Source organism: Piscibacillus salipiscarius, from assembly GCF_042685285.1.
GTDB lineage: Bacteria > Bacillota > Bacilli > Bacillales > Alkalibacillaceae > Piscibacillus > Piscibacillus salipiscarius.
Map to the genome: position 1 here is coordinate 270,378 of NZ_JBHUMZ010000019.1, position 25,889 is coordinate 296,266.

The 25,889-nt window shown below is 37.2% G+C and carries 22 protein-coding genes; 9 read left to right on the forward strand and 13 right to left on the reverse strand.

The genetic code is table 11. The features are described 5' to 3' along the window. Positions 1 to 184: 184 nt before the first annotated feature. From ahpC to ACFSW4_RS08390, 3 genes are all read left to right on the forward strand, one after another. Positions 185 to 748, forward strand: a complete 564-nt coding sequence (gene ahpC, locus ACFSW4_RS08380) for an alkyl hydroperoxide reductase subunit C (RefSeq protein WP_054752848.1) — start codon at positions 185 to 187, stop codon at positions 746 to 748. Positions 749 to 770: 22 nt separating this feature from the next. Further along, positions 771 to 2,300 (forward strand): alkyl hydroperoxide reductase subunit F, encoded by a 1,530-nt coding sequence (gene ahpF, locus ACFSW4_RS08385; protein ID WP_377328649.1) that lies wholly within the window; start codon positions 771 to 773, stop codon positions 2,298 to 2,300. A 219-nt stretch (positions 2,301 to 2,519) separates the two neighbouring features. After that, a complete protein-coding gene (locus ACFSW4_RS08390; protein WP_054752849.1) occupies positions 2,520 to 3,410 on the forward strand; it encodes a fructose bisphosphate aldolase in 891 nt (296 codons plus the stop codon). A 258-nt stretch (positions 3,411 to 3,668) separates the two neighbouring features. On the opposite strand, the gene ACFSW4_RS08395 is transcribed toward ACFSW4_RS08390, so the two are convergent. Both ACFSW4_RS08395 and ACFSW4_RS08400 read right to left on the reverse strand, forming a co-directional pair. After that, positions 3,669 to 4,238, reverse strand: a complete 570-nt coding sequence (locus ACFSW4_RS08395) for a GNAT family N-acetyltransferase (RefSeq protein WP_054752851.1) — start codon at positions 4,236 to 4,238, stop codon at positions 3,669 to 3,671. A gap of 316 nt (positions 4,239 to 4,554) precedes the next feature. Next, positions 4,555 to 8,883: an alpha-amylase family glycosyl hydrolase gene (locus ACFSW4_RS08400; protein ID WP_377328651.1), complete on the reverse strand. Its 4,329-nt coding sequence runs from the start codon at positions 8,881 to 8,883 to the stop codon at positions 4,555 to 4,557. Positions 8,884 to 9,075: 192 nt separating this feature from the next. Between ACFSW4_RS08400 and ACFSW4_RS08405 the strand changes: the two genes are divergently transcribed. After that, a complete protein-coding gene (locus ACFSW4_RS08405; protein ID WP_054752861.1) occupies positions 9,076 to 9,732 on the forward strand; it encodes a DUF4396 domain-containing protein in 657 nt (218 codons plus the stop codon). 17 nt (positions 9,733 to 9,749) lie between these two features. On the opposite strand, the gene ACFSW4_RS08410 is transcribed toward ACFSW4_RS08405, so the two are convergent. Then, on the reverse strand, positions 9,750 to 10,295 hold the full coding sequence (locus ACFSW4_RS08410) for a DUF488 domain-containing protein (RefSeq protein WP_054752863.1): 546 nt from the start codon (positions 10,293 to 10,295) through the stop codon (positions 9,750 to 9,752). A gap of 116 nt (positions 10,296 to 10,411) precedes the next feature. On the opposite strand from ACFSW4_RS08410, the gene ACFSW4_RS08415 reads away from it, so the two are divergent. The 4 genes from ACFSW4_RS08415 (at position 10,412) to ACFSW4_RS08430 (ending at position 15,166) form a co-directional block, all read left to right on the forward strand. Next, positions 10,412 to 11,251: an NAD(P)-dependent oxidoreductase gene (locus ACFSW4_RS08415; protein WP_377328653.1), complete on the forward strand. Its 840-nt coding sequence runs from the start codon at positions 10,412 to 10,414 to the stop codon at positions 11,249 to 11,251. Positions 11,252 to 11,525: 274 nt separating this feature from the next. Further along, positions 11,526 to 12,647: a M14 family zinc carboxypeptidase gene (locus tag ACFSW4_RS08420; protein WP_279401479.1), complete on the forward strand. Its 1,122-nt coding sequence runs from the start codon at positions 11,526 to 11,528 to the stop codon at positions 12,645 to 12,647. 370 nt (positions 12,648 to 13,017) lie between these two features. Then, positions 13,018 to 14,319 carry a phytoene desaturase family protein gene (locus ACFSW4_RS08425; protein ID WP_377328655.1) on the forward strand — a complete coding sequence of 434 codons (1,302 nt, stop codon included), beginning with the start codon at positions 13,018 to 13,020 and terminating at the stop codon, positions 14,317 to 14,319. Further along, positions 14,303 to 15,166, forward strand: coding sequence for an RNA polymerase sigma-70 factor (locus tag ACFSW4_RS08430; protein WP_377328657.1), 864 nt, complete (start codon positions 14,303 to 14,305; stop codon positions 15,164 to 15,166). Before ACFSW4_RS08425 ends, ACFSW4_RS08430 begins: the two co-directional genes overlap by 17 nt. Positions 15,167 to 15,361: 195 nt before the next feature. On the opposite strand, the gene ACFSW4_RS08435 is transcribed toward ACFSW4_RS08430, so the two are convergent. Continuing rightward, complete coding sequence (locus ACFSW4_RS08435) at positions 15,362 to 16,435, reverse strand: NAD(P)-dependent alcohol dehydrogenase (RefSeq protein ID WP_054752867.1); 1,074 nt, start codon at positions 16,433 to 16,435, stop codon at positions 15,362 to 15,364. Between the two features lie 218 nt (positions 16,436 to 16,653). On the opposite strand from ACFSW4_RS08435, the gene ACFSW4_RS08440 reads away from it, so the two are divergent. Then, on the forward strand, positions 16,654 to 16,806 hold the full coding sequence (locus ACFSW4_RS08440; protein WP_054752869.1) for a small acid-soluble spore protein P: 153 nt from the start codon (positions 16,654 to 16,656) through the stop codon (positions 16,804 to 16,806). A gap of 131 nt (positions 16,807 to 16,937) precedes the next feature. On the opposite strand, the gene ACFSW4_RS08445 is transcribed toward ACFSW4_RS08440, so the two are convergent. The 9 genes from ACFSW4_RS08445 to yycF form a co-directional block, all read right to left on the reverse strand. Next, positions 16,938 to 17,327, reverse strand: a complete 390-nt coding sequence (locus ACFSW4_RS08445; protein ID WP_054752876.1) for a MerR family transcriptional regulator — start codon at positions 17,325 to 17,327, stop codon at positions 16,938 to 16,940. A 13-nt stretch (positions 17,328 to 17,340) separates the two neighbouring features. Then, positions 17,341 to 17,658 (reverse strand): hypothetical protein, encoded by a 318-nt coding sequence (locus tag ACFSW4_RS08450; protein ID WP_377328659.1) that lies wholly within the window; start codon positions 17,656 to 17,658, stop codon positions 17,341 to 17,343. Between the two features lie 288 nt (positions 17,659 to 17,946). Next, positions 17,947 to 18,426: a 23S rRNA (pseudouridine(1915)-N(3))-methyltransferase RlmH gene (rlmH, locus tag ACFSW4_RS08455; protein WP_377328661.1), complete on the reverse strand. Its 480-nt coding sequence runs from the start codon at positions 18,424 to 18,426 to the stop codon at positions 17,947 to 17,949. Positions 18,427 to 18,726: 300 nt separating this feature from the next. Continuing rightward, positions 18,727 to 19,932, reverse strand: coding sequence for a S1C family serine protease (locus tag ACFSW4_RS08460; RefSeq protein WP_377328663.1), 1,206 nt, complete (start codon positions 19,930 to 19,932; stop codon positions 18,727 to 18,729). A 26-nt stretch (positions 19,933 to 19,958) separates the two neighbouring features. Further along, positions 19,959 to 20,753, reverse strand: coding sequence for an MBL fold metallo-hydrolase (locus ACFSW4_RS08465; RefSeq protein WP_054752878.1), 795 nt, complete (start codon positions 20,751 to 20,753; stop codon positions 19,959 to 19,961). Between the two features lie 7 nt (positions 20,754 to 20,760). Continuing rightward, positions 20,761 to 21,675, reverse strand: a complete 915-nt coding sequence (locus tag ACFSW4_RS08470; RefSeq protein ID WP_054752880.1) for a two-component system regulatory protein YycI — start codon at positions 21,673 to 21,675, stop codon at positions 20,761 to 20,763. Between the two features lies 1 nt (position 21,676). Beyond that, positions 21,677 to 23,041 (reverse strand): YycH family regulatory protein, encoded by a 1,365-nt coding sequence (locus ACFSW4_RS08475; RefSeq protein WP_377328665.1) that lies wholly within the window; start codon positions 23,039 to 23,041, stop codon positions 21,677 to 21,679. After that, the gene (walK, locus tag ACFSW4_RS08480; RefSeq protein WP_054752886.1) at positions 23,038 to 24,876 is read right to left on the reverse strand and encodes a cell wall metabolism sensor histidine kinase WalK; all 1,839 of its coding nucleotides are present in this window, start codon (positions 24,874 to 24,876) and stop codon (positions 23,038 to 23,040) included. The genes ACFSW4_RS08475 and walK overlap by 4 nt, the downstream gene beginning before the upstream one ends. A gap of 7 nt (positions 24,877 to 24,883) precedes the next feature. After that, on the reverse strand, positions 24,884 to 25,591 hold the full coding sequence (gene yycF, locus ACFSW4_RS08485) for a response regulator YycF (RefSeq protein WP_377328667.1): 708 nt from the start codon (positions 25,589 to 25,591) through the stop codon (positions 24,884 to 24,886). Positions 25,592 to 25,889: the final 298 nt, after the last annotated feature.

Sequence of the window (25,889 nt, forward strand, 5' to 3'; positions counted from 1 at the left end):
TTTTTGTAATACGAAATGCATTTCCTTGATATTTTATTGAACAATTTTGTTATTTGTTGACAAAGTTCGACAAACCTATAATAATAACTAATGTTTGATTGTAATTATTACAGATAGGTACGTAAATTTCCCCGTAAATGTGGGTAGGCTATCTATTAGAAAAATATCAAGGAGGAATTAAGTAATGTCTTTAATCGGAAAAGAAGTAGAACCATTTAAAGCACAAGCTTACAAAAACGGAGATTTCATCGAAGTTACAGAGGAGGATTTCAAAGGTCATTGGACAGTTGTTTGCTTCTATCCTGCAGACTTCACATTCGTTTGCCCAACTGAGCTTGAAGATCTTCAAGAACAATATCCTAAACTTCAAGAACTTGGAGTAGAAGTATTCTCTGTTTCAAGAGACTCACATTTCACACATAAAGCATGGCACGATACATCTGAAAAAATCGGAAAAATTACTTACGGTATGATTGGGGACCCAGCTCACATCTTATCACGTAACTTTGACGTATATGTAGAAGATTTAGGCCAAGCAGACCGCGGCACATTCATCATCGACCCAGACGGTGTTATTCAAGCAGTAGAAATTAACGCTGAAGGTATTGGCCGTGATGCAAGCACATTAATTAACAAAATCAAAGCAGCACAATACGTGCGCAAAAACCCTGGTGAGGTTTGCCCAGCTAAATGGGAAGAAGGGGAAGAAACTCTTAAACCTAACTTAGACTTAGTAGGAAAACTTTAAGCTTTAAGGAGAGGGATTACACATGGCACTTGATGCAGAAATTAAGTCCCAATTAGATCAGTACTTGCAGCTACTAGAGGATGACCTTGTGCTCAAAGTAAGTACTGAATCTGACCAAAAATCAGAGGAAACTCAAGCACTAGTTGATGAACTAGCTGCCATGTCATCTAAAATATCTGTTGAAAAAACTCAATTAGAGCGTACACCTAGCTTTAGTGTGAATCGTGCAGGGCAAGACTCTGGCATCGCATTCGCTGGTGTACCTTTAGGGCATGAGCTCACATCACTTGTATTAGCACTCTTACAAGTAAGTGGTCGTCCGCCTAAAGTTGATGACAGCATTGCTGAACAAATCAAAGAACTCGATGGTGAGTATCACTTCGAAACGTACGTCAGCCTCTCATGTCATAACTGTCCTGATGTTGTACAAGCTCTCAATATCATGAGTGTGTTAAACCCTAACATTTCTCACACGATGGTTGATGGTGCTGTGTACAAATCAGAAGTTGAAGAAAAAGACATTATGGCCGTACCAGCTGTTTACCTTAACGGCGAGCCATTCAGTAATGGACGCATTACGATTGAAGAAATTTTAGCTAAATTAGGTAAAAGCCTAGATGCTGATGAGCTATCAAATAAAGATCCTTATGACGTTCTAGTTGTCGGTGGTGGTCCTGCAGGTGCGAGTGCTGCTATTTACTCATCACGCAAAGGAATCCGTACGGGTATGGTCTCCGAACGTCTTGGCGGACAAGTTTTAGATACATTAAGTATTGAAAACTTTATCAGCGTTAAAGGCACGGAGGGACCAAAGCTAGCTGCAGCACTTGAAGAACATGTAAAAGACTATGACATAGACATCATGAACCTGCAACGCGCTAAAGGCTTAGAAAAGAAAGATCTTTTCGAGTTAGAGCTTGAAAATGGTGCTAAACTTAAGAGTAAAACGCTCATCGTTTCAACTGGTGCACGCTGGCGTGAGATCGGCGTTCCTGGTGAAGCTGAGTTTAAAAATAAAGGTGTTGCTTACTGTCCTCACTGTGATGGCCCGCTTTTCGAAGGAAAAGATGTAGCCGTCATCGGTGGAGGTAACTCAGGTGTTGAAGCTGCGATTGACCTTGCAGGGATTGTCAATCATGTCACACTACTTGAATACAATTCTGAACTTAAGGCCGACGAAGTGCTTCAAAAACGCCTTTACAGCTTGCCTAACGTAACTGTCTTAACAAATGCCAAAACTTCAGAAATCACTGGTGATGACAACGTCAACGGATTAAAATATGTCGATTTAGAATCAGGTGACGAAAAGCATGTCGAACTAGCTGGTGTTTTCGTTCAAATCGGTCTTATTCCGAACACTGACTGGTTAGGAGATCTAATCGACCGGAACAAAATTGGTGAGATTATAACTGATAAACGGGCTGCGACGAACATTCCAGGTGTTTTCGCAGCAGGTGATTGTACCGACAGTGCCTATAATCAAATCATTGTTTCAATGGGTGAAGGTGCAACGTCTGCTTTATCAGCCTTTGATCATCTCATCAGAAATTAATTTCCATCACTACCTTGCAGATGCGGGGTAGTGATTTTTTTGCGAAAGCGTTAGATAAAAGGTAGATATTTTCTAGAATAGGGTAGATAAACTCAAAATAGGGGTCGATAAACCCATGCCCCTCCCAATCTTTTTAAAAATCGTAAAACCCTGTATTAGATAAGTTGAACATGTTAGGATAATATATAGATTAAGTATTGAATATTAGGAGTGAAGACCATGAACGAAAATCACTTTAACCAAATGAAAACAAAAGGCGGATTTATTGCGGCTCTTGACCAGAGTGGTGGCAGTACACCAAAAGCTCTTGCGGCATATGGCGTAACAGAAGATCAATATACAAACGAAGATGAAATGTTCGACCTTGTGCATCAAATGAGAACGCGCATTATTACATCACCAGCGTTTAGCTCAGACAAAATTATCGGTGCAATTCTTTTCGAACAAACAATGGACCGTGAAATTGAAGGGAAGTATACAGGCGATTATCTTGCAGAAAAAGGTGTTGTACCTTTCTTGAAAGTAGATAAAGGTCTTGCTGATCAAGAAAATGGCGTTCAAATGATGAAGCCCATTCATGATTTAGACGAAACGCTTCGCCGAGCTAATGAACGTAAAATGTTCGGTACAAAAATGCGTTCTGTCATTCATGAAGCGAATCAAGAAGGTATTAAAGCAGTTGTTGACCAACAATTTGAAATCGGTAAACGCATTATTGAAGCTGGCCTTGTGCCAATTATCGAGCCTGAAGTCAACATTAACAGCCAAGATAAAGAACAAGCTGAAGAAATGTTAAAAGAAGAACTTCTTAAGCATCTAAATGAGTTGTCAGATGATCAGAACGTGATGTTAAAGCTTACTATTCCAACAAAAGCTAATCTTTATAAAGAATTAATTGACCATCCTAATGTGGTTCGTGTGGTAGCTCTATCTGGTGGTTATTCACGCGAAGAAGCTAATGAAAAGCTTAAAGATAATGATGGTTTAATTGCGAGCTTCTCTCGTGCATTAGCGAGTGACTTACACGTCAATCAATCTGATGAAGAGTTCAACGAAAAGTTACAAAAAGCTGTTAATTCAATTCATGATGCTTCAGTAAATAAAAATTAAAATTTAAATAATTTAAAACCCGTACAATGGTAGTGTATTACACTAATCCTTGTACGGGTTTCTTTTATAAGCGTTGTCAAAATACTTCGCTTACGAAAGGCACAGCTTCAACTTTCACATTCGGTTTAGGTGATTTTTAGTTCGTGCTGTTCTGCGACGAACTGGACGGTCTCACTCTTCTTCAACTAACACCTACGCCCCCAATTATAGAAAAAGCGACTGTTCTTAATAATCAATCGCCTTATTCGTTTAAAAAACTTACTCAATAGAATTTTTAAAATAGATTAGATTATCTGTCCATTCTCCAAATTCGAAAATAAACCCTTTTCTTGTACATTCATACTTCATCCCAACACTCTCTGCTAAATTGATTGAAGCAGAATTATCTAAATTGATATGGGCTTCTATACGGTGGAATTTTAAATAATTAAAAGCAATATTAAGTGCTTCCTTTACCGCTTCGTTACCGTACCCTTTTCTCCAATACTGATTATGGATTGAGTATCCTATCCTACCCCATTGAAAGTCATCTCTTTCTATAGTTGAAAAATCCACCATACCTAAATGTGTACCGTCTTCCTTTCTAAACACACCAAATACATATGCAGTGTCTGTAAGTGCTAACTCTTGTTGTTTATCTACCAGATTATGAAACCATTCCAGTGTGCACTCACTCATATCTATTTTTCCTTTATCGTGGCGAAATTGAGATGGATAACGGTTTTCAAATTCATTCAGCCAATTATCATAATCGGCTTTCTGTAATGGTCTTATTACTAATCTTTCTGTTTCTGAAACAAGCTTAAATTTTTCTTTTGTCAATTTCAATGTGACATCTCCTCTGTATAGACTTTTTTCTAAATACAAAACCTGCTTTGTTAACTTGATTTAGTTTATATGCCATCAGACATCACACCTTTCTGTATGTAATATAAGTAAAAAACTACTATTAATTTGAACTATGCTTTGTAGAACATTCTTTAACTTATTTTACCATATAAATGTTAATCTCCCTAAAATTCACTAAATATATATAAAAAGTAGTTCAATTATGGGTATAAAAGTGCAATTTTGTACTCCAAAACTGAACTACTAAGATTAACAATTTGTAATTTTATTTATTGACTGTTAATTACTTCTTACCTCACTCTTTATTTAACGTAAACACGATATCTTTTGTATTTTTAGAAATGGCGCCTGCGTCATTGTTAAAGATCTCCGATTTGTTTTCCTCAGACGGTTCAATATGAATGTTGAATTGATTTTCCCCATCTTGAAGCGTCACTTCATGTGTCCAGGACATATCATCATTAACTGTAACAGTCTCACCGTTGATCGTTAATACACCCTCTTTAATCGCATTTCCACTTAAAGTTACTGTATCTTCACTTACGTTTTGTCCACTTGAATGCGATGTCACGACAACTGGTTGATCAACCCAGCGTAAAATGGTGTCCTCAACGACCATTTTATTATTACCCTGATTCTCAACGACAATTTGAAGGTCTGTTCCTTCCGCACCGTAACCATAATAACTAATGTCATCATCATTTGGATCCTCTGGTGTATGGTCGGCTAAACCTTCACGATCCCACGAACCATCACGTACATATTTGTACGTAATTACTTCACCAACTTGCGCCTCAACCGTGTACTGCCAATCTGGTGTGACGGCCCCAGCACGACTCATCTCCCATGCACTCGTATTCCAACCATTCATACTATTAGGAATGGTTAACGTTGCATCGAGTGGCGTGTATTCTGGCGCACTCACTTTAAATGTGACATCAACAGTTACTAACTGAGGTGTAACAGAAACTTCATTCGATTTCACCACATTCCCGTACTGATCAAATAACGCGATGACGTATTGGTAAGTCTCTTCATTCACCACATTAATATCTCGGTAATCTCTAACATCTGTATCCCATAGCTTTTTCACGAGTTCACCATTACGATAAATCCCGATCATGTATGGGTCTTGTTCATTCTCAACCGACCACGAGAGATTCACTTGACCGGATTCCTGAAGTGGCTGTTCAAGTGTAACTGAATCGGCAGGAGGAGTCGTGTCTTCACCCTTACTCATGCTAAACGTCTGTACATCTGTATAAATATATTCTCTGCCTTGATCGGTTGTAAAAGCATAGCGGTACTCATATTCACCCGCATCAATTGGTAAAAACTCTGCTTCAAACACATTAGATAATGAATCTTGGCCGGTATACTGAGCTGGTACGTCCACCCAAGCTGAATCCCCTAACCTATACTGAAGTATTGCATCTAACCCTTCAGCTAAATCATCATTTGTATAACCTTCAATAAGTAGTGATGCTTCAACTTTCTTAGAATTAGCAAGATCTATGGTACTGTCACTCAACTGAGTAAGATGTGTCACGTCATAATACGTCAATGGTATATGCGGAATAACCTTCTCTGTTTGCACCACATCTGATTCATTACCGTGATCATCCACTCGCGTGACACCAAAATAGTATGCACGCCCATTGTCTAAGCCGTCAATGACCACCTCTTGCTTAGTTGTTTCAGCAACTTTCTCATAAAGTGTGCCAGCTATATTGGTCTGATAAACACTGTAAGTGCCTTTCTTTCCTTTCCAGCTTAGGGTAACCTGACCTTCCCCTTCTTCTGCGTCTAATTTCGCAACCGAGTTAACTTCCTTTACTTGAGCAGGCTTAGAGACTAACATTCGCCCGCTCATTGGTGGTAACACCACTTCAAGCATTCCATCCTGAGTCGTCACTTTATATGGCTGGTCAAGCTCATCAATGAACTGAACACCATTCAATGCAAAGTCACTCGTATCGATTGTTACGACTTTTTCTTCATTTGAACGATTCATAACCACAATCCCATATTTCTTTGCATGTTGACGGCCATATGCCATCACATCATCTTTAGCATATAAATGTGAAAGTGATCCTTTCTTAAATAACGCTTGATTTTCCTCACGAATATCACCTAAGGTTTGGTAATGCTTAATTAGATCATCATCTTCACTACCCCAAGGATATGTGCGGCGATCATCAGGGTCTTTAGAACCTGTAACCCCTGCTTCATCACCATAATAAACTGTAGGCGCACCAGCATACCCATATTGGAAGATGGCAGCTAACTTTAACCGTTTTAGTCCAAGTTCATGGTCATAGTTTGGATCGTCCTCTGCTCGCTCATACGATTCAGAACCATTACCCAGGACATAAACCGCTCTAACGGTATCATGAGACCCCATTAGGTTCATAAGGTTATAGAATGCTTCCTTAGGATAATCCTCCTGAACAGCCATCAATTGCTCCATCGCTTGTTCCTCTTTACCATTACGTAAAAAGTCAATAACAGCCCCTCTAAAACGATAGTTCATGACAGAGTCATATAAATCACCTAGGAAATATTTTGATGCATCATCCCAAATCTCGCCCAATATTAACGGGGATCCACCTTGGTCTAACTCGATTTGTTTAAGTTCATCTCTAAATTCTCTCCAAAACTCAGGGTCAACCTCATTTGCGACGTCTAATCTCCAGCCAGATCCGCCTTGGTTTAACCATGATTTGGCAACAGAATCATCCTCATACATAATGTAATCTGCAAACTTCTCATTATTTAACTCAGATTGATAAGGTACGACATCACCTGGAATAGAAGCTATTTCTGGTAGACTATCGAATCCCCACCATCCTTGATAATCATAACGTTCGGTTGGCTGACCAACATCTACCTTGGTGTTCTTTATGTTAAACCAGTTATGGAAGCCATAAGGACTAAACACTTGTCCATCTTCCTTAAACTCTTCTTCAGTTTGAGCTTTCGCTTCTTCTTCAGTCATGCCTTCTTCATTCATTAAGTCATAAATTCGAGACCAGTACTCATAAGCCCCAACGGTTTCATACTTTCCATAACGGTCAAAGTAAATCGAATCATCACCTACATGGTTAAACACTCCATCTAAAATTAAGTGCATGCCACGTTTTTTCAGTTCATCTGTAAATGCCTTAAATTCCTCAGGTGTTCCAAACATGGGGTCAATCGATTTATAATCGGTAGCATCGTATTTATGATTCGATGCTGCGTGTGAAATTGGATTTAAATAGATGGTATTCACACCTAGTGACTCAATATAATCTAATTTTTCTTGAATTCCTTTAATGTCTCCTCCATAAAAATCATTACTCCAAATACCATCGCCATCGTAACCAGATGTACCTGCTAATCTCGGATTATCAGGGAGCTCTCCCCAATCCTGGTATTCAATTGGTTCATCACCACGCGCATTCGACTTCGCATCGTCATTTTCCGGGTTTCCATTATAAAAACGGTCTGGGAAAATTTGATAAACCACAGCTTCTTTCATCCAGTCAGGCGTCTCGTATTCTGGGTCATAAACAGTCAGCTGGAATAATTCATTGACCGTATCGCCAGATCGACCTGCTTGGCCCTGCTGAGCGTCTTCTCCGTACTCTTTAACCACTTCTCCATCATAAGCGATGAATTTGTAACCATGAACGCCCTTTTCACTCGGAGTCCAAGTAGCCTCCCAAAAATCTAAGTCTTTCCCGTCCACGGTTGTCCAACCAGACTCGGTCATAGGGACCACTTCTGAATCACCTGTTGTGTAGTTCTTCACATGTAAATTAGCCTTCTCTAAATCCCCTTTTGCAGAAGCTAGACGAAGTGTTACCGCCTCCCCTGCTTTAACAGCACCGAAAGGGTCTCGGTATGTTTCGTCCCATGTATTATGAAAAAGAGAAGCTTGATCAATCTCATCTTTGTTCGAATTTAAATTTGTATAAACTTCTTTTGTCTCATGATTATAATAAAACGTAATGTCTTGAGGACGTTTTAAATTAAGACTTGCATTACTGCTAGGATATTCCTCCCCCCAACTATCACCTAGCGCTATCTTATACTCATAATCACCTTTAGGTACTTGAGAGGTAAACTCATAAATATTATCATAGTCCTCATCTGTTAATAAGGCCGTAGAAGTACCAGGGGACCACTCATCACCAGCATCGATTACTGGCTGCAGATTCCCAACTAAACGAGGTTGTTTGTCTTCTGTGATTGTTGTTACCACATGACTTTCATCGTTATAGACAAACCGAACCGTTGTCTCTTCTTCTAACGATAACGTCATGTTAGATCCGTTTTGCTCTCCATTTGCACCGTAATTCTCATCCCAGCCCCCATTGATCGCAATTTTATACTCGTATGTACCGGCTGGTAGTGTTTTCTCTAGATAATAATGACCATTTTGAGCATTGTTCATTTGAAACTCACTTGATGACGGATTCCAATAAGTCGGATCTCCATCGGAACCAAAACTACCAACTAAGAAGACATCACGTTCATCAGCATTAATAGACTGATGACTGAAAAGACCACTTAGAGGTTGAAACAACATCAATAAAATAGTCATGTAAACTAAAGTTTTTGTTTTATAAAGTCTCATAAACTCGCTCCTTTTTTTAGTTTATGCAAACGTTTGCACAAACGATAAAAATAAAAGATGCATCCAAATCCATGCAACCGCTTTCATTATTGTACTAAATTTTCAGATTTTTTAAATAGGACTTTAGTTTGGTTTTGTATTCGTTTATTAATCTATTAAATAGGATAAACAACTATAGTAAGGAGGAATTCGATGTTAGCTACAATTGCTTGGATTTCTATTATTATAGGTATTATTTCAGCTATATGGATATTAATAGATATTATTCGTCATCCACAGATGATGGCGATTATGAATATTGTTTGGCCAGTGAATGGATTATTTTTCGGGCCATTTGCGATTTGGTTTTACTATAAATGGGGTGTTTTAAAATCTAAAAATCGTGATTTAGAAGATCACCGGGGACAAGGAGCAACAGTATTTATGTCAACCAGCCACTGTTCATCTGGTTGTGTATTAGGTGATGCCTTTGGTGTGCCGCTTGTTGCCATAACGGGCTTAACAATAGCTGGTTCAGTTTTGTTTGCCCATTACTTAGTGGAATTCATATTAGCATACTTATTTGGAATCGCCTTTCAATACTTTGCGATTTACCCAATGCAGAAAAGCAAAAATAAGATGAAAGCAATTAAACAAGCCATTAAGGCCGACTCATTGTCATTAATCGCATTTGAAGTCGGAATGTTTGGCTTCATGGCACTCGTTCACTACGTCTTATTTGCACAGCCGCCTAAACCAACTACAGCGACATACTGGTTTATGATGCAAATCGCTATGATTCTAGGCTTTCTAACAAGCTACCCTGCTAACTGGTGGTTGGTCAAGAAAGGCATTAAAGAAGCAATGTAATTCTTTCGGTTCAACTATCATTTTGGATAAACAACACTTCCATTACTTTCTATAATCGGCATAGCTCCCCACTTCCCTAACTCATGATCGACAAACCGTGCTTCCCTATCAGGGTTAGGGATGATATGGGTGACGCTAAAATCATTTGCCTTTAAATAATTACTAATAATCAATCGATGACATCTCGATGGATGACGTTCTGAGCACATTAAGACGACTTTACCATGACTAGATGCTGCCTTCAGCTCATCAATCCCCTGCTTAAACTCTTCAGTTAAGGAATAATCCGCATAGTTATGGAACGACCGATTTTGCCAGCCTGAGTTAAGCTCTTCTCCGACCTGTCCTGATAATTTCCTGCGGCCACCAAGCTTTTTAAAGTGCTGATATTTTAAGCCTGCTTCATCAAGCCAGGACCTTAACTGATTCTTGTTAAATTGAGGGTTCTTTCTGCTTCCTGGTAATGAGCGTACATCAGCTACAATTTTTACTTCTGCAGCTTTTAATAATTGTAAAAATTGTTGTTTTGAATGATTGTAATGACCTACTGTAAAAAATTCCATGATTACACTTCTCTCCAATGGTTTTATTATATGTATACCCATATTAATAGAAATTTTAAAAGATTTATTTTTAATAAAATCACATAAGGGTATAAATGAAATAGGAGGGATTATATTTGAGTAAAAAAATTGGTTTCGTTGGACTAGGTACTATGGGATTTCCGATGGCTATTAATTTGAAGAAGGCAGGGTTTGACGTCATTGGTTATGATGCTTTTAAAGGAGTTTATGAAAAAGCAACATCAGAGGGTATCACCATGGTAGGCACATTAAAAGAAGTAGCCGAACAAGCAGATGAAGCGATTATCTCTATGGTTAGGGATTATAAACAAAATGTAGAGATTATTTTCAATGATAATGGCCTGCTATCCGCGCAGCCAAAGGAAAAAACAATCATTGTGATGAGTACACTTGACCCTGACACCATGAATCAACTAAGCCAAAAAGTTGAGCAAGAAAGTAACTTTACTTTGATTGACGCTTCTGTAAGCGGCGGAGCTTCAGGGGCTAAAGATGGCACTTTATCCATAATGACATCTGGACCAGAAGAGATCGTTAAGTCATTCCAACCATACTTTGATGCTATAGGCTCAAAAACATTCTATTACGGTGAAAAAACTGGTAATAGTCAAGCTGCTAAACTGATTAATAATCTAATTCTTGGAATTAATATGAATGCCGTAGCTGAAGGTCTTAAACTCGCGGAGAACTATAACCTACCTCAAGAGGAGTTACTAGAATTATTCAAAGTTAGCACTGGTGATAGTTGGGTTGTGAGGAACTGGAATGACATCTCTGAATGGACCGCTGAAACAGCGTTGGATGTTTTACAAAAAGATTTAATGTCAGCTTACGATCAAGGAGTTAAACATCATGTATCTCTACCCTTTAATGCCTTAGCATCTACCCTTTTATTTGATTCAATGGGTAAAGAAAAAGGCAATTCAAATTCTTAATCCCCTAATTAAGGTCTGTTCTAAAGGTAGACACCATACTTTTAGAACACCCTTAATACATATTACTTATTCCATCCTATACTTTCATTTCTCTCTTTTTCACATATTAATACTAAACAAATTCCTATTATTGAATCTACATAGTCTATTTTTCTTACAAAAGAATTTTGAAAAATAGGAAAAATTGTGGTTTTAACTCCTAACTGTTTGTCTTATACTGATAAGCAACACTTTTACAGTGTAAAACATAAAAGTAATACAGGAGGGAACGGTTTTGCGAAAAATATTCATGTTAATGATCAGTATCATTCTATTATTCTCCATGTTTGCAACACCAGCACTCGCAGCCAAGAATCACCCGTCAACTGAAGGCAATACAAACATGTCTAGCATTTTAACCTACGAGGATATGATTGACGAACTAGAGAAACTTGAAAAGCGAAGCAATGGTGACCTACAAGTTCAAACACTTGAAGAACTAGGGTATGAACATAATAAAAGTGAACAAAACCGTGATTTGTATGTAGCTAAAATTGGAAATGGTCCAGAAAAGGTTTGGATTCAAGGTCGCATTCATGGTAACGAACCATACGGAACAAAATCAACACTACAACTCCTGAAGATGTTAGTTCAGAATTCGTCATCAACATATCAGGAAATATTAGATGAACTAACTCTATATGTCATTCCGATGTACAACCCTGATGGAAGCGAAATGAACATTCGCCATTCAGAATTAAGTGATACCGGAGAGAGAATTGATTTGAACCGTGATTGGACATTGGAGGGTTTTAAAGCGGCTGAATCAAAAGCATGGTATAGCTTATGGGCAGATATTGAGCCTGACTTTGGTATTGACATTCACCATCAAGGGTTAAAAGAAGATTCAGAGACTGGTGACGCCGTAACCATGTCACTTGGTGTCTCATTAGCACCTAATGGACCTACCCTTCCTAATATTAAAAATGGACTTTATAACGATGTCACTAGACAAGCTCAAGTTTATGTCTATGACTCTTTAAAAGATTATGGATACACCAATGTCGATCGTTACACAGTAGGAAGTAGCTCAAGTGGTTTCTCTGAGATTGATATCCATGGCGGAGTCGTCTCAGCGATGATGCTAGGGCTTAACTATAATGGCCTAAACGAAGATCATCACAGTCATCCAGCAGTATTCTTTGAAACATCCGGAAATACTCGTGATGGGAACTTAGGACAACGTGGCCGTGGACACAATATCAAGCAGAACGTCCTTGGCGTTAAAAATCTACTTCACGGATTAGCAACAAATGAAGTGTACAATGTTGACCCTGAACGCTGGGGTGAGATTCCTCGCCCTGAGATTGAAGGGTATTATACAGATCATTCAGGGTTTATACCAATGAAAAAATAATTAACTAATAAAGACCGCTTCCAAGGTGTATTTTAGGCCTTGGAAACGGTCTTTTGTTATTTCTTCATCTCACTTTTTCAATTAATTCTTTATAATCCTCTCTCACACTTTGTTTGAGCCGATTTTGAGTATAGTTCTCATATTATTCAATAGCTATTACCTTTCCTGAATTCTCAAGGATCTCTCTTTAACTAATGAATTTATTAACCCAAACTTTCATGTACATATTCTTTATATCCATATATTATAATTAACTGGACGGAATAAAATCTAATTAGTATACAAGTTTCTTAATTATTTGTTAATTCCTTGTCACATTTCCCAACCTTTTTCGTCTTGAGTTATAAAGAAACATTTAGGAGGTTATCTTATGACTCAAAATTGGGATATTATCATTGTTGGTGGGGGATTAGCAGGATATGTTGCAGCCAATTATTTAGCGAAAACCAATTTAAATATTTTAATTTTAGAAAAAGGGAAAAGTGTTGGTGGGAGGGCTAGAACAAAAAAGGTGAATCAACAGTATTTCAATCTTGGCCCCCACGCCCTTTATAGAAAAGGAAAAGCCAAGCCAATTCTCGAAGAATTAGGTATTCACATTTGTGGCAAATCACCCAAATTAGGTGGCATATTAATTGAAAACAATATTGAATATGTTGCCCCATTCTCTCCTTTACAACTTTTTACAACTCGTCTATTTCACACAAAGGAACGTAGAGAGTGGATCGCAGTTCTTTTTAAATTGATGAGTATAAAGCCTGAAAATTTAGCGCAGCAGACATATCAACAATGGGTCATGCAAGTCGCCCATTCTAAAATAGTTAAGTCTTTACTTTATACCCTTGGAAGACTAGCAACCTATTGTCATGCACCTGAAAAAATGAGTGCAAAAGTAACTGTATCGAGTATTAAAAAAGCTATGGGTGGTGTACTTTACCTAGATGGCGGATGGATGACGATGATTGGTCAACTTCATCATAGAGCCATTCGTTCGGGTATTCACGTTCAACCACATACTTTTGTTAAAAATATTGAACCCACACAACAGAACCAAATTAAATTAGACCTTTCTGATGGCAGAGAAATTTTAGGGAAAAATGTACTTTGTACTACTGGTCCTCATGAATTAAATGATATGTTAAGTAAAAAGATGGCATTTCCTCAAAGAAACTTTTTCACTCAGATGATACCTGTTAGAGGGGCAACATTAGATGTTGCTTTAAAACAACTTCCAAAACAAAAACGACTTTTCGCTATGGACACCACTAAACCTCTCTATTATTCAGTGCATTCAGGCTATGCCCGCCTTTCTGAAGATCCAATGAACGCCATTCTTCATGTATTTAAATATCATCATCCGGATGAGCACATAGATTCAACAATCACTAAAAATGAGCTTGAATTATTCCTAGATAAGTTACAGCCAGGCTGGCAACAGTATGTGATTTCAAAGCGTTTTATACCTAACATTACGGTCAATCAACGCTTACCGCAAATTGGGAATGAACGCATGCTACAAAGTTCTAAAACAGGATTTCCAGGATTATATATAGCTGGGGACTGGGCATCGCCCGACTCTATTTTAGCGGATGGAGCAATATGTAGTGGAAAACAAGCAGCTGAAGAGATCATTTTAAACGAAAAGAGGAAGAACCATGCAAATAACGAATGAAGATTACCAGTTATTTAAACCATTGTTATTTTCATTAGGTTATCGTATGTTAGGCTCAGTAGCAGAAGCTGAAGACATGGTCCAAGAAACGTTTCTAAAAGCTTATCAAATAGATGAGGAAAGAGTAAAGAATAAAAAAGCTTATCTCTGCAAAATCATGACTAACCTCTGTCTTGATTTATTAAAGTCTGCATGGTACAAACGAGAAAAATATGTGGGACCATGGAACCCAGAGCCATTATTACTAGAGAAATTACATGCATTAGACCCAAGTGAAAAGGTAATCCAAAAAGAGGGATTAAGCATTGCTTATTTACGAATGATGGAACATTTAAAAGCAGACGAGCGAACAGTTCTCCTTTTAAGAGAAGTATTAAATTTCTCATACTCAGAAATCGCTAATAATATTAAAAAGAGTGAGGAAAACTGCAGGAAAATTTTTAGCAGGGCTAAGCAGAAGATCTCAGTTGTGGAAGGCGAGAGTCTAAACTATGAGGAGAACAAATCAATAATTGATCGCTTTATAGAAGCATTCCAAATGGAACATACAGATACATTATTAGAACTAATTTCAAACAATGTTACTTTATATTCTGATGGCGGAGGGAAAGTTACAGCTGCGATTCGCCCAATTACTTCCGTTACCAACGTTTTGGCCTTATTATATGGAATCATAAAGAAAGCCCCTAATGACCTTTATTTTAGAGTGAATAGTGTCAACTATCAACCAGCAATCGTAATATACATTAATGGCAAATTCCATAGTATAATTAGTTTTTATATTAGTGACAAAAAAATAAGTGAAATTTATTTAACAATGAACCCAGAGAAATTACATGTTTATTAAAAATATAAAAATTGTAAGGGAAGATTTATACCTAAATTGATCATTATCCATCCTATCTCTGAAAACGCATGTGTAACTAGCTGCTACAGCATCAGGTACACACAACTAAAATTTTGAAAAAACACCTTTCCAACAACTATAAATTGCTGCTAGAAAGCTGTTTTTCTAATTTCATAATATAGTATCTTTAAATATTTAATCATTAATTTTTAGAATAGGTTTAATCACTGAACCCTTCTCCGATTCTTCAAAAGCCTTATTTATATCATCAAACTCATAGTACTTTACCATTTTGTCAAATGGGAATTTGCCCTCTTTATAATAAGAAATCATTTGCGGAATAAACTCCTGTGGTACCGCATCGCCTTGGCTAGTACCAATGATACTGTTTCCTCCTAATGCTAAGATCTCTAGAGGAAGCTTAAACCCATCATCTGTTACAACTGTCGCTAGTTTTCCAAACGTATCTAATGATAAGATAGCCTGTTCAATAACCGCATCCACACCAGTACTATCGAGTATATTTCCTACTCCTGATCCAGTGATTTCTTGAATTTTTCCTGCAATATCTACATCTTTACCACTTTTGATCGTAGCTGTGGCACCTAGCTCTTTAGCTAGTTCTAAACGGTTATCATGTAGGTCTACTGCAATAATGTTTTTACAGCCAGCAATTTTAGCAGCCATAACCCCACTTAATCCAACAGCACCAACACCAAAGACGGCAATAGAACTACCCGCTTCAGGTTTAAGTACGTTTAACACCGTACTAGCTCCAGTTTGCAACCCGCAGCCCAGTGGAGCAGCTAAAGCTAAATCAATATCCTTATCAATTTTTACAACATTTCGTTGGTGGACAAGGGAATAGGTCGCAAATGAAGATTGTCCAAAAAATCTAGAAACCAACTTATTAGTATCTTGATCAATATGACTACTCAAATTAAGTTCAGCATAATTTCTACAATGTGCAGGGTGACCAGAAGTACAATTATCACATTCACCGCAACTCGCAAATGACACAACAACATGGTCTCCTTTTTGAAATTCTGTCACTTCAGATCCCACTTCTTCAACAACCCCAGCACCTTCATGGCCAAGAACTGATGGTGGATCAACCATACCTGTGTCTCTACCTGAGACATCCGTATGACAGATGCCAGACGCCACGACTTTTATTAAGACATCATTCGAGCCAACTTCGGGTAACTCTACGTCAGTCATCTTAAAAGGTTTTCCTGTTTCAGGTGTTACGGCAGCTTTAATTTTCATAGTTATGTTCTCTCCTTTTTAAAAATTAGTATCTGCTTTCTTATGACAAATTATTAAAGCTATGTGTGCTTAACTTTCCTAATATCTTCCCAAGTTACGTTAAGTGCAAACCTAATAATTTGTGACAAACATTGATGGTTAGAATGTCGCTTTCCCAAGTATAGATTTCTTCACCTTTTCAAAAGCTATTCATAACTGAACAAAGGAGGCTTTAGAAGATGAGCAAAAACCCTAAAGGTCCAAAACAACAAAAAGAACCTAATTTACCTAAAAGTCCAAAGCAACCATATGGCGAACCGATGCAAGGCTCACACAAAGTAAAACAGCAGAATCATTCGAGACAAAATCAAAAATCGGATCATGATTTGTAGAGTTTTAATTAGAATAAAAAGGTTCAAAACGCACGAATCCCCGTATCACGGTAATGTCATACGGGGATTGTTTTTTGTAAGTTTGGCACAACTATACTAAATGTAATAGATAAGATAACATCGAAAATTAATTATTGAATATTCTTCTTCAGCAGATACTCAATTTTATTATCCGCTCTTGACAATACTTGTTTTATTTCTTTTATTTGTTGTTCTTTTTGAATAATTTGCTTTTGCTTATTTCGGAAAACCTCTTTTATTTGTTTAAGATTTTGAATCTCCTCATTTGTCATTTCTTTATTTTCATCAGTATCATTTGACCAATCTAAGAGCATCTTGATTTCCTTGAGGGAAAAACCTATATCTTTTAATTTGACAATTATTTCAACTACTTCGATGTCTTGTTCATTATAATCCCGATGATGTTTTTCTATCTTTGGATGTAGCAGGCCAATCTTTTCATAATAACGTATGGCGTCTTTACTGAGACCTGTGAATGATGCAATCTGGCTAATCTTCATGACAATTCACCTTCTATACAATATAGTTATAAACCAGTAATACTAGTATGACATGGAATATGAACCGAATAATATGATGACTGTATGTAAGTTTCCTCTTAGTCAATATCCCTTCTGTAATCGATAATATATGCATTATTATAAATAAGACGATTAGCATAATAATCATACTATTCTTATTTGGAGTAAATAAATTGATTAACATGCTAATAGACACAACCACAAAGAATACTGAACGAAACTGAACCTCATTTTCTTTCAATTGAATAATTCCTGCCATTCCAGTTAATATTGCATATAAACTTATTAATACATAAATAACAATAACCATGTCTTATACCCCCACCTTTTATTACTACCACTTTAAAAGATGGAGTTAACTCCATGTCAATATTTTATTAATAAAATAAGTTTCAAATGTTAAATTCTGAGAAAAGTAACTTTTAGTTAATCAGAACTTACAATTAAAACAATATTTCCAGTAGATAAGGTAAAAAGACTCAATAGAAACTTCTTTACTTGCTAACAACTTTTTTGAGTACTTTCATTATTACTTATAACGAATCCTCCCTATATTAATTTGAAAAAATAAATCTACACTTTAAATCCTAACCATTTATCACTTATGATACGGTTCATTCCTCATAATTTTATAACCCCTATACACCTGCTCAAGTAACACCAACCTCATCAACTGGTGTGGATAAGTCATTTTACTGAACGAGATCGCAAAGTCACTTCGACTCTTCACATCGTCACTTAACCCTAGCGACCCACCAATCACAAACGCGATTTTGCTTTTTCCATAAGTCGCAAGCTCGTCCAATTTCTTCGCGAAAGCTTCAGATGTTAACATTTTGCCTTCTATTTCTAAGGTGATCACATATGTATCTGTGGATATCTTTGATAAAATCCTCCGGCCTTCTTTATTTATCACCTCTTCTTTTTCTGCATCACTTAAATGTTCGGGTGCGTGTTCGTCTGGTACCTCTTCTATTTTGACCTTAGCATAGGGTTTTAGCCGCTTCATGTATTCATCGATTCCTTGTTTTAAGTATTTTTCTTTTAGCTTCCCAACTGAGATAATTTTGATGTCCACGCTAATCCTCCTTCAACTATTCACAAATTATGATTATTTATCCACATATACTGTGTGTATGTTCCTAAATTAACTGAATAACTACAAAGTTATCTACATTTTCGCTACTTATCCACAGGTTTATCAACATATCAACATATGTTCGCCTCATATTTAGTAAAAAAATTAACTATTGACACAAGATATGCCTTTTACAATAAATATTTACTCACATTTTGTGCATAAGTATGTGAATCTTGTGCATAACCTGGGTTTTATGTTAAAAAACTCCGCTCAAATCACTTGAGCGGAGCATGTTTGTTACTGACTTTGTGCGACTAATTTAATCGTTTTTTCTTGTTTTTCACCGTCGCGATAGAAGGTAATGGTGACTTCATCACCTGGGCTGACTTTTGTAAATAGGTACTGTCTTAATTCAAGTACATTATTTATTGCTGTGTCACCCATCTGTACAATCACGTCATATTGCTGTAAGCCTGCTTGATCAGCTGGAGACATTCTTTCTACACCATCTATAATAACGCCACTCTCAACATCATTAGGTAGATTTAAAGTATTCTGCCAGTGATATTGTGGAACGTCTGATAGTGAGAAGATTTCAACACCCATATAAGCGCGCGTCACCGATCCATCTTCCTCTAAATCCTCAATAAGTGGTCTAGCTAGATCAATTGGAATCGCAAACCCTAACCCTTCTAGTTTTGCTGAGGCATACTTCATCGAGTTGATACCCACTAATTGTCCATCCATGTTGACTAATGCTCCTCCAGAGTTACCTGGATTAATAGCAGCGTCAGTTTGGATAACCTCTGCTTGCCAATCGGCATTACCGTCATTATTAAAGTCTTGAGGAATCAGACGATCTTTACCGCTTATAATACCTTGTGTGACCGAACCTGCAAATTGAAGCCCAAGAGGATTACCAATCGCAATGACAGGTTCTCCAACTTTTAAGTTATCTGAGCTACCTAAGTCAATCACTTGCTCAATATGTTTAGCATCGACTTTTAGTACGGCAAGATCTGTATAAACATCTCCACCAATTAATTCAGCTTCAATCTGCTCTTCATCTTTTAGTACAACTTCTACGGAATCAGCACCTTGAATCACATGGAAGTTGGTTACTATGTAAGCAGAATCTCCGCTTTTTTTGTAAACAACGCCGGATCCAACGCCGCCTTGTTGAGACTCGGAGCCACCAAAAATACTCTGCTGCTTTATGTTGACGACACCGACTACTGCATTTGAAACATTATCTACGACTTCTGTGATTTGAGAACTTACTTCAAGGTTAACTTGTTTATTCTCTGCGTCTCCGGAAGGAGCTGCCTGCTGAGTCGTTTCGTCATTTTGTTCTGATAAATCGTAAGGTAAAAGATTGGCTTGTACTAATATTGGCAACGATAATAATATTAGTACTGCTCCTAATAAAGCTCCAATAACGGTTGGCATAAGCCAGCTACGCTTTTGTTTGTCACTTTTCATATGGTCATCGTAATACCCCAAGTTTGACACCTCACCATCACATGTAATTAAACGTAACAAATAGGAGTTGGTTTAGTTGGACTTGTATCTTCTAACGTGAATTGTTCTCCAACACCTGCATCATGTTTCTGAAGAATTTGCTCAACGCTCATTCTCGCTAGATCAATCATATTATTATCTTGGCTCAAATGACCTAAATAAATCTGTTTTGTTTGATTTCCAATGACATCTAACATGGCTACAGCAGCATCTTCGTTAGAAACATGTCCTTTATCACTTAATATTCTACGCTTAATGTTCCAAGGATATCCACCCATTTGTAACATCCCAACATCGTGGTTCGATTCAAACAGAATCGCATTAGAGTTTTCAACTGTCTTTTTCATACGCTCTGATACATACCCTGTATCCGTTAACATGGATACTTTTTTACCTTCATGATGGAAAACATAAAACATTGGATCAATAGCATCATGGGACACACCAAAGCTTTCAACATCGATATCTCCAAATGTTTGGACTGTTTCCATATCAAATTGAAACTTTTGATCCCCTTGAATTTTTCCTAGTTGCGCCTCCATTGCTTGCCAAGTTTTCTCATTCGCATAAATCGGAAGGCCGTAGCGTCTTGCGACAATTCCAACACCTTTAATATGATCACTATGTTCGTGGGTAACCAAAATTCCATCTAATTCTTTTGGATTTACGCTAACATCGTCTAATAATTTTTCAAGTTTTTTCCCACTTAATCCAACATCAACTAATAACTTTGTTTTGTTTGTGCCTATATAAAAGGCATTACCCGTACTCCCTGATGCTAAAACACTAAAATGCAGTGCCATGCTTTTTTCACTCCGATTTTAATTCTTGTATTTCTCTCTTTAATGCTTCTTTTCTTTCTGTCACAAACTTCATCTCGTCATGCTGAACATATTGCCCTTCCATAGCATTAACAAAGAAATGACTCTGCTCATTAACAATGACGTCCCATGTTGGAACGAACACCTGCACCCCATCATCTAATGGGACAAGTGTCTGGTATCCTAAGTCTAATGTGATGTGACTATCGGTTGGGATCCCGGTCACTGTGTTAGACCATACACTATAAATGGCATTGATCGGATCGGTAATGGTCTGTTCATCTGGACGGTCCTCTAAATCATCTAACATCGTTTGCCTATACTGAATGGCATTGCCTTCTTCGTTTAATAACACAATTAACGCAGCTGAGTCATTAAAGTATACCGTTTTATTATTTTGTCTTTGGAAAAATAATAAGACATTTTCATCTTCATAATGGTTCCAGAATACATACGAATCGCCTTTTATAATATTGGATTTTATCGTTTCTATTGAACCGCTTAAATTATTTTCTAAATCTAGTTCTAATGGCTTCTTAAATTCACTTGTGATAATTTCCATGTTAAATAAGGATGGTTCACCTTCTAAGACTGTATCCAACGATAACACAGCATTTTGACTTGAAGTCAAACCAATGAGCTGCTGATCGGAAAAGCCTTCTAAAGCAGTTATATCTTCTTCTGTTAATTGATATCTAGGGGCTGAAACGTATGACTCTTTTAAATCCCCTTCAGGCAAATCATAAGTGATTCCTTGGGCCGATAGCTGTTCTTCTATAGGTGATTGCTTCTCTAACGGGTCATATGTGGTTGTATTAATTTTATCTAAGAATTCTTGTACTAAAAATAAGTTTAAAACCAAGAAGCTTATAATAAATATCGTTTTAATTTGGCCCCATTGCAATCTACTCAACCCCTTGATTCATAAGCTGTTCGCTATAATCACTAATTGGAACCCATGAATCCGAAAGTTTAATGTACCATTCTGGATTTAATGTTAATACTTCAGATGAATCACTTGCACTTGCTGTTAAGGTGTATCCAATTCTAATTTGTTCAATTGACTCTAAAGAAATTTGATTTTTTAAATTTTGTAAGGTTTGATAAACAGCCTCACCAGAAGCTAACACTGTCTCTCGATTTCGTATATTGTTTATACTAAATAATGGTCGCTTCAATTTATTTAATTCATTACTGCCCCAAACTTGCTCCATCACTGTCACATTCATCTCATCGTAAATCGGATACCCATTAAAATACATTCGGTACAGTACTGAGCTTAATGGTTTTTGACGAATCGCATCCAAATTAAACTCATTTGTCCAGCCTAAATGGTCATTCGTTAAGTTGACACTTCGTCTGATCACTTCAATAGGATCTAATGGCTGTAAGTCAGATGATAATGGATTGATAAACTCCATTCTTTCGTGTTTATTATTTAATACACGGTAAGTTTTAAGTGCCCTTGTTCCATCTGTATAATGATTGCTTTCATTAAACGGATTAGATGACGTCGAACGAACAACAGATGGGTTTCTAAATAATGCATTACGCATTAATATCGGATCAATTTGAGTAGGTAATAAGGTGAAATTTGTAACCGTTTTTTCTCCTGAGGGTAAATAAATAGGCACACCGCTCCCGAAGTCATAACGATCTAACTGTACAATACCTTCCTGCCGATCCATGAGTTCATTTACCCGTTCCAATATACTTTGGGAATGAATTTCTCCGATTAATACATTCTGCTGCTCCTTTTGATCGGATGTAAATATAACACGGATATTATTCTGTGATTCACGTATTTGTAAATAAACTTTATTAAACGTTAAATTGGACCAACGATTATTCTCTACATTGACCGTGAAGATCTGGTCCACTAAATTCATGGGGATATTGACTGGATATAAAATCTCCATATATTGAAAATCCGCAGATTCACTTAGCTGCCAATAAGAATCAATCACATCGGCACTATTAGCTAACCTTAATCCTGATGTAAACTGCCACGTAAGTATTTCTTGGTACAGTTCATTTTCTTCCTGTTTACTTTTTAATTGCTTATGAAGTTGATAATCATGCAATATGATTCGATCTGGTGAAATAACCTCTTTTATCGATTGCTCTCGACCATCTAGCTTCGAATCATCAATGTAATCCGTTTGCTCAATCGGATCAAAATTAGGCTGATAGGTCCATAAGGCGTAGGTTAACAAGAGGCTAGATGCAACTAGAAGAAATAGAAAGACTGACTTAATATGTTCAATCATTTACGCTGCCCCCTCTTTTTCTGCATGAGAGGTAACCTAAATGTGATCATAGTTCCTTCATTCTCCTTGCTTTCTGCCCATACCTCTCCATCGTGTGCCTCTATTAAATCTTTAGCTATCGCTAAGCCTAATCCTGTTCCGCCTAATTGTCTAGATCTTGCTTTATCTGCACGATAAAAACGATCAAAGATTTTATCAAGTTTCTCTTCAGGAATTCCAACGCCCTCATCAGAAATCTTGGTTAACAATTGATGCTTCTCTTCAACCACTTTAACAACGATTTCTCCACCTTCAGGAGAATATTTAATGGCATTGGAAATGATATTATCCAGAACTTGTATAATTTTATCCTTATCAATCCAAACCTTATAATCTCGGTTAGGAATTTCTCTTTTCATGGTAATATTATCTTTAAGGTTCATCTCGAATCGATCGACGACATGATGAATAAAATCAATATAATTTACGCGTTCTTTGTGTAGCTGATAATCTTTGTTGTCCATTTTAGACAATTGTAGTAAATCATTAACTAAGCGAATCATGCGTTCTGTCTCATTTTGAGTAACCGACAAAAACTTAGGTGCAATATTTTCATTCTTCCAAGTTTCACCATCCGTTAAGGCCTCTAAATAACTTCTCATGGTTGTAAGCGGCGTTCTAAGTTCGTGGGAGACATTCGCTACGAAATCTCTGCGTTCTTGTTCAATCTTTTCTTGCTCCGTAACGTCACTAATGACTGTAATAATCCCGCTCATGTCATTATTTTCATCCTGCACTTCAGAGAAGTTAGCTCGGACTAATAGAAGCCGATCACCTTCAGTTAAATCTAAAATCGTACTCTTCATATCTTTGAGCTCATTAATATCCGTAACTTCGTCTTCAATACCAAGTATTTCAATTAAAGTTTTGCCTTGGAACGATTTTTGAGTCATACCAAGTAGCTGTTCTGCTGGAAGATTCATTAAAATCACTTCGCCAAACTCATTCGTCGCAATGACACCATCTGTCATATTCGTTAGGACAGAGCTCAACTTTCGCCGTTCGCCTTCAGTTGAGGCTTGTGCTGCTCTAATTTTATCGTTTAATTCATTAAAGGTAATTGCTAATTGGCCAATTTCGTCTGTTCCATAGACGTTAACCTTCTGAGAGTAATCACCTTGCCCCATTACCTTCGCCTGTTTGCGCATTTCTGAAATCGGCTTTGTGATCGTTCTCGCAACTAAAATCCCTAATAATGCGGATACTGTAACGGCAAGCATGGTTCCATTAGCAAATATCCGGATGATCTCGTTCATTTGACTATAAATACCTTCAATTGACGCCTCAACTTTCATCGCACCTATAATCTGATCAGAGTTTTCATCCTGATAGATTGGCGTAGAAATAACGAGCGTACGATGTCCATTATCCTGGTTGTACATGATATTTTCGTCAGTGTTGCCGGCTAAAGCTTGCTGAATTCGCGTCTCAGTATTTCTTTTACCAACATTGCTTTGTTCTAGCGGGTTGGTCGTACCTAGTACGCGATTATTCTCATCAATGACTTCAATCTCGTTAATATCTTCAGATGAATAATCATTAATAATGGTTTGTACATCACTCTCAAGTGACGGCATATCTTCCGTTCTATCTTCTACCTGAATGACCTGACTTAAATTATAAGTTAGTAATTCAACCCGATCATTTATAGATTCTGTAAAATTCTCTCTCAGCTTATCTTCAAGCTGCTGAGCAAAATACGTCCCAATAACTTGAATCGTAATTAAAATCAAGAGAATATAAACGACAATCATCTTTAATTGAATGGACTTAAAAAATCCCCAAAAGGATCTCATAAACAATCTACTCCTGCTCAGGGTTCCTCATATAGTACCCTACACCTCGCCTAGTTACAATCCAGTTAGGGTTACTTGGGTTTTCCTCAATTTTTTCTCTTAAACGACGAATGGTCACATCCACAGTCCTAACATCACCATAATAGTCGTAACCCCAAACAGTCTCTAATAAGTGCTCTCTTGTCATCACCTGTTCAAGATGCTTGGCCAAATATAAGAGAAGTTCAAACTCACGGTGAGTTAGATCAACCAGTTCACCATTTCGAGTAACAGAATAATTCTCACGATTAATCTCTAAAGCCCCTACTTTAATGTTAGGAGTTGATGACGAGTTTTGGCTTTGTTCACTTGCTGTCATTCGTCTTAAGTTAGCCTTCACCCTAGCAACCACTTCACGATTACTAAATGGCTTTGTAACGTAATCATCTGCTCCTAATTCAAGGCCTAGGACTTTATCAATTTCTGAATCCTTAGCCGTTAACATAATAATCGGCATATGGTGTTCTTTTCTTATTTCGCGGCATACTTCCATACCATCCATTTCAGGAAGCATAATATCTAATAGAATAATATCAGGGTCTTCAGAACCTGCTAGCTCAACAGCATCACGGCCATTATAAGCAACAACCACTTCATACCCCTCATTCTCTAAGTTATATTTTAAAATATCTGCAATTGGTTCTTCATCATCCACTACTAATACTTTATAACTCATACGGTATGCACCTACCTTTTAACAAGTTGATTAATCTTTATTTTCTATTCTACAACAATTCATTACAAATGTCTTATCACGTCACATTAAAGTCATGTTACATAGAAGTGCCTCTTTATAAGAAAACCTCTAGCAGTTTAGAGTGATCCAATAATATGAGACAGGAAAAAACACCCCCTAAGTCGTATGTAATATTAATCGACAATTTAGGAGGTGTTTTTCTTTTCTTTATGGGTAAAAATAGATTTTATCCAGAAGAAGTCAAACGAGAAGTGATACAAATGAAGTTGTCTGGTGA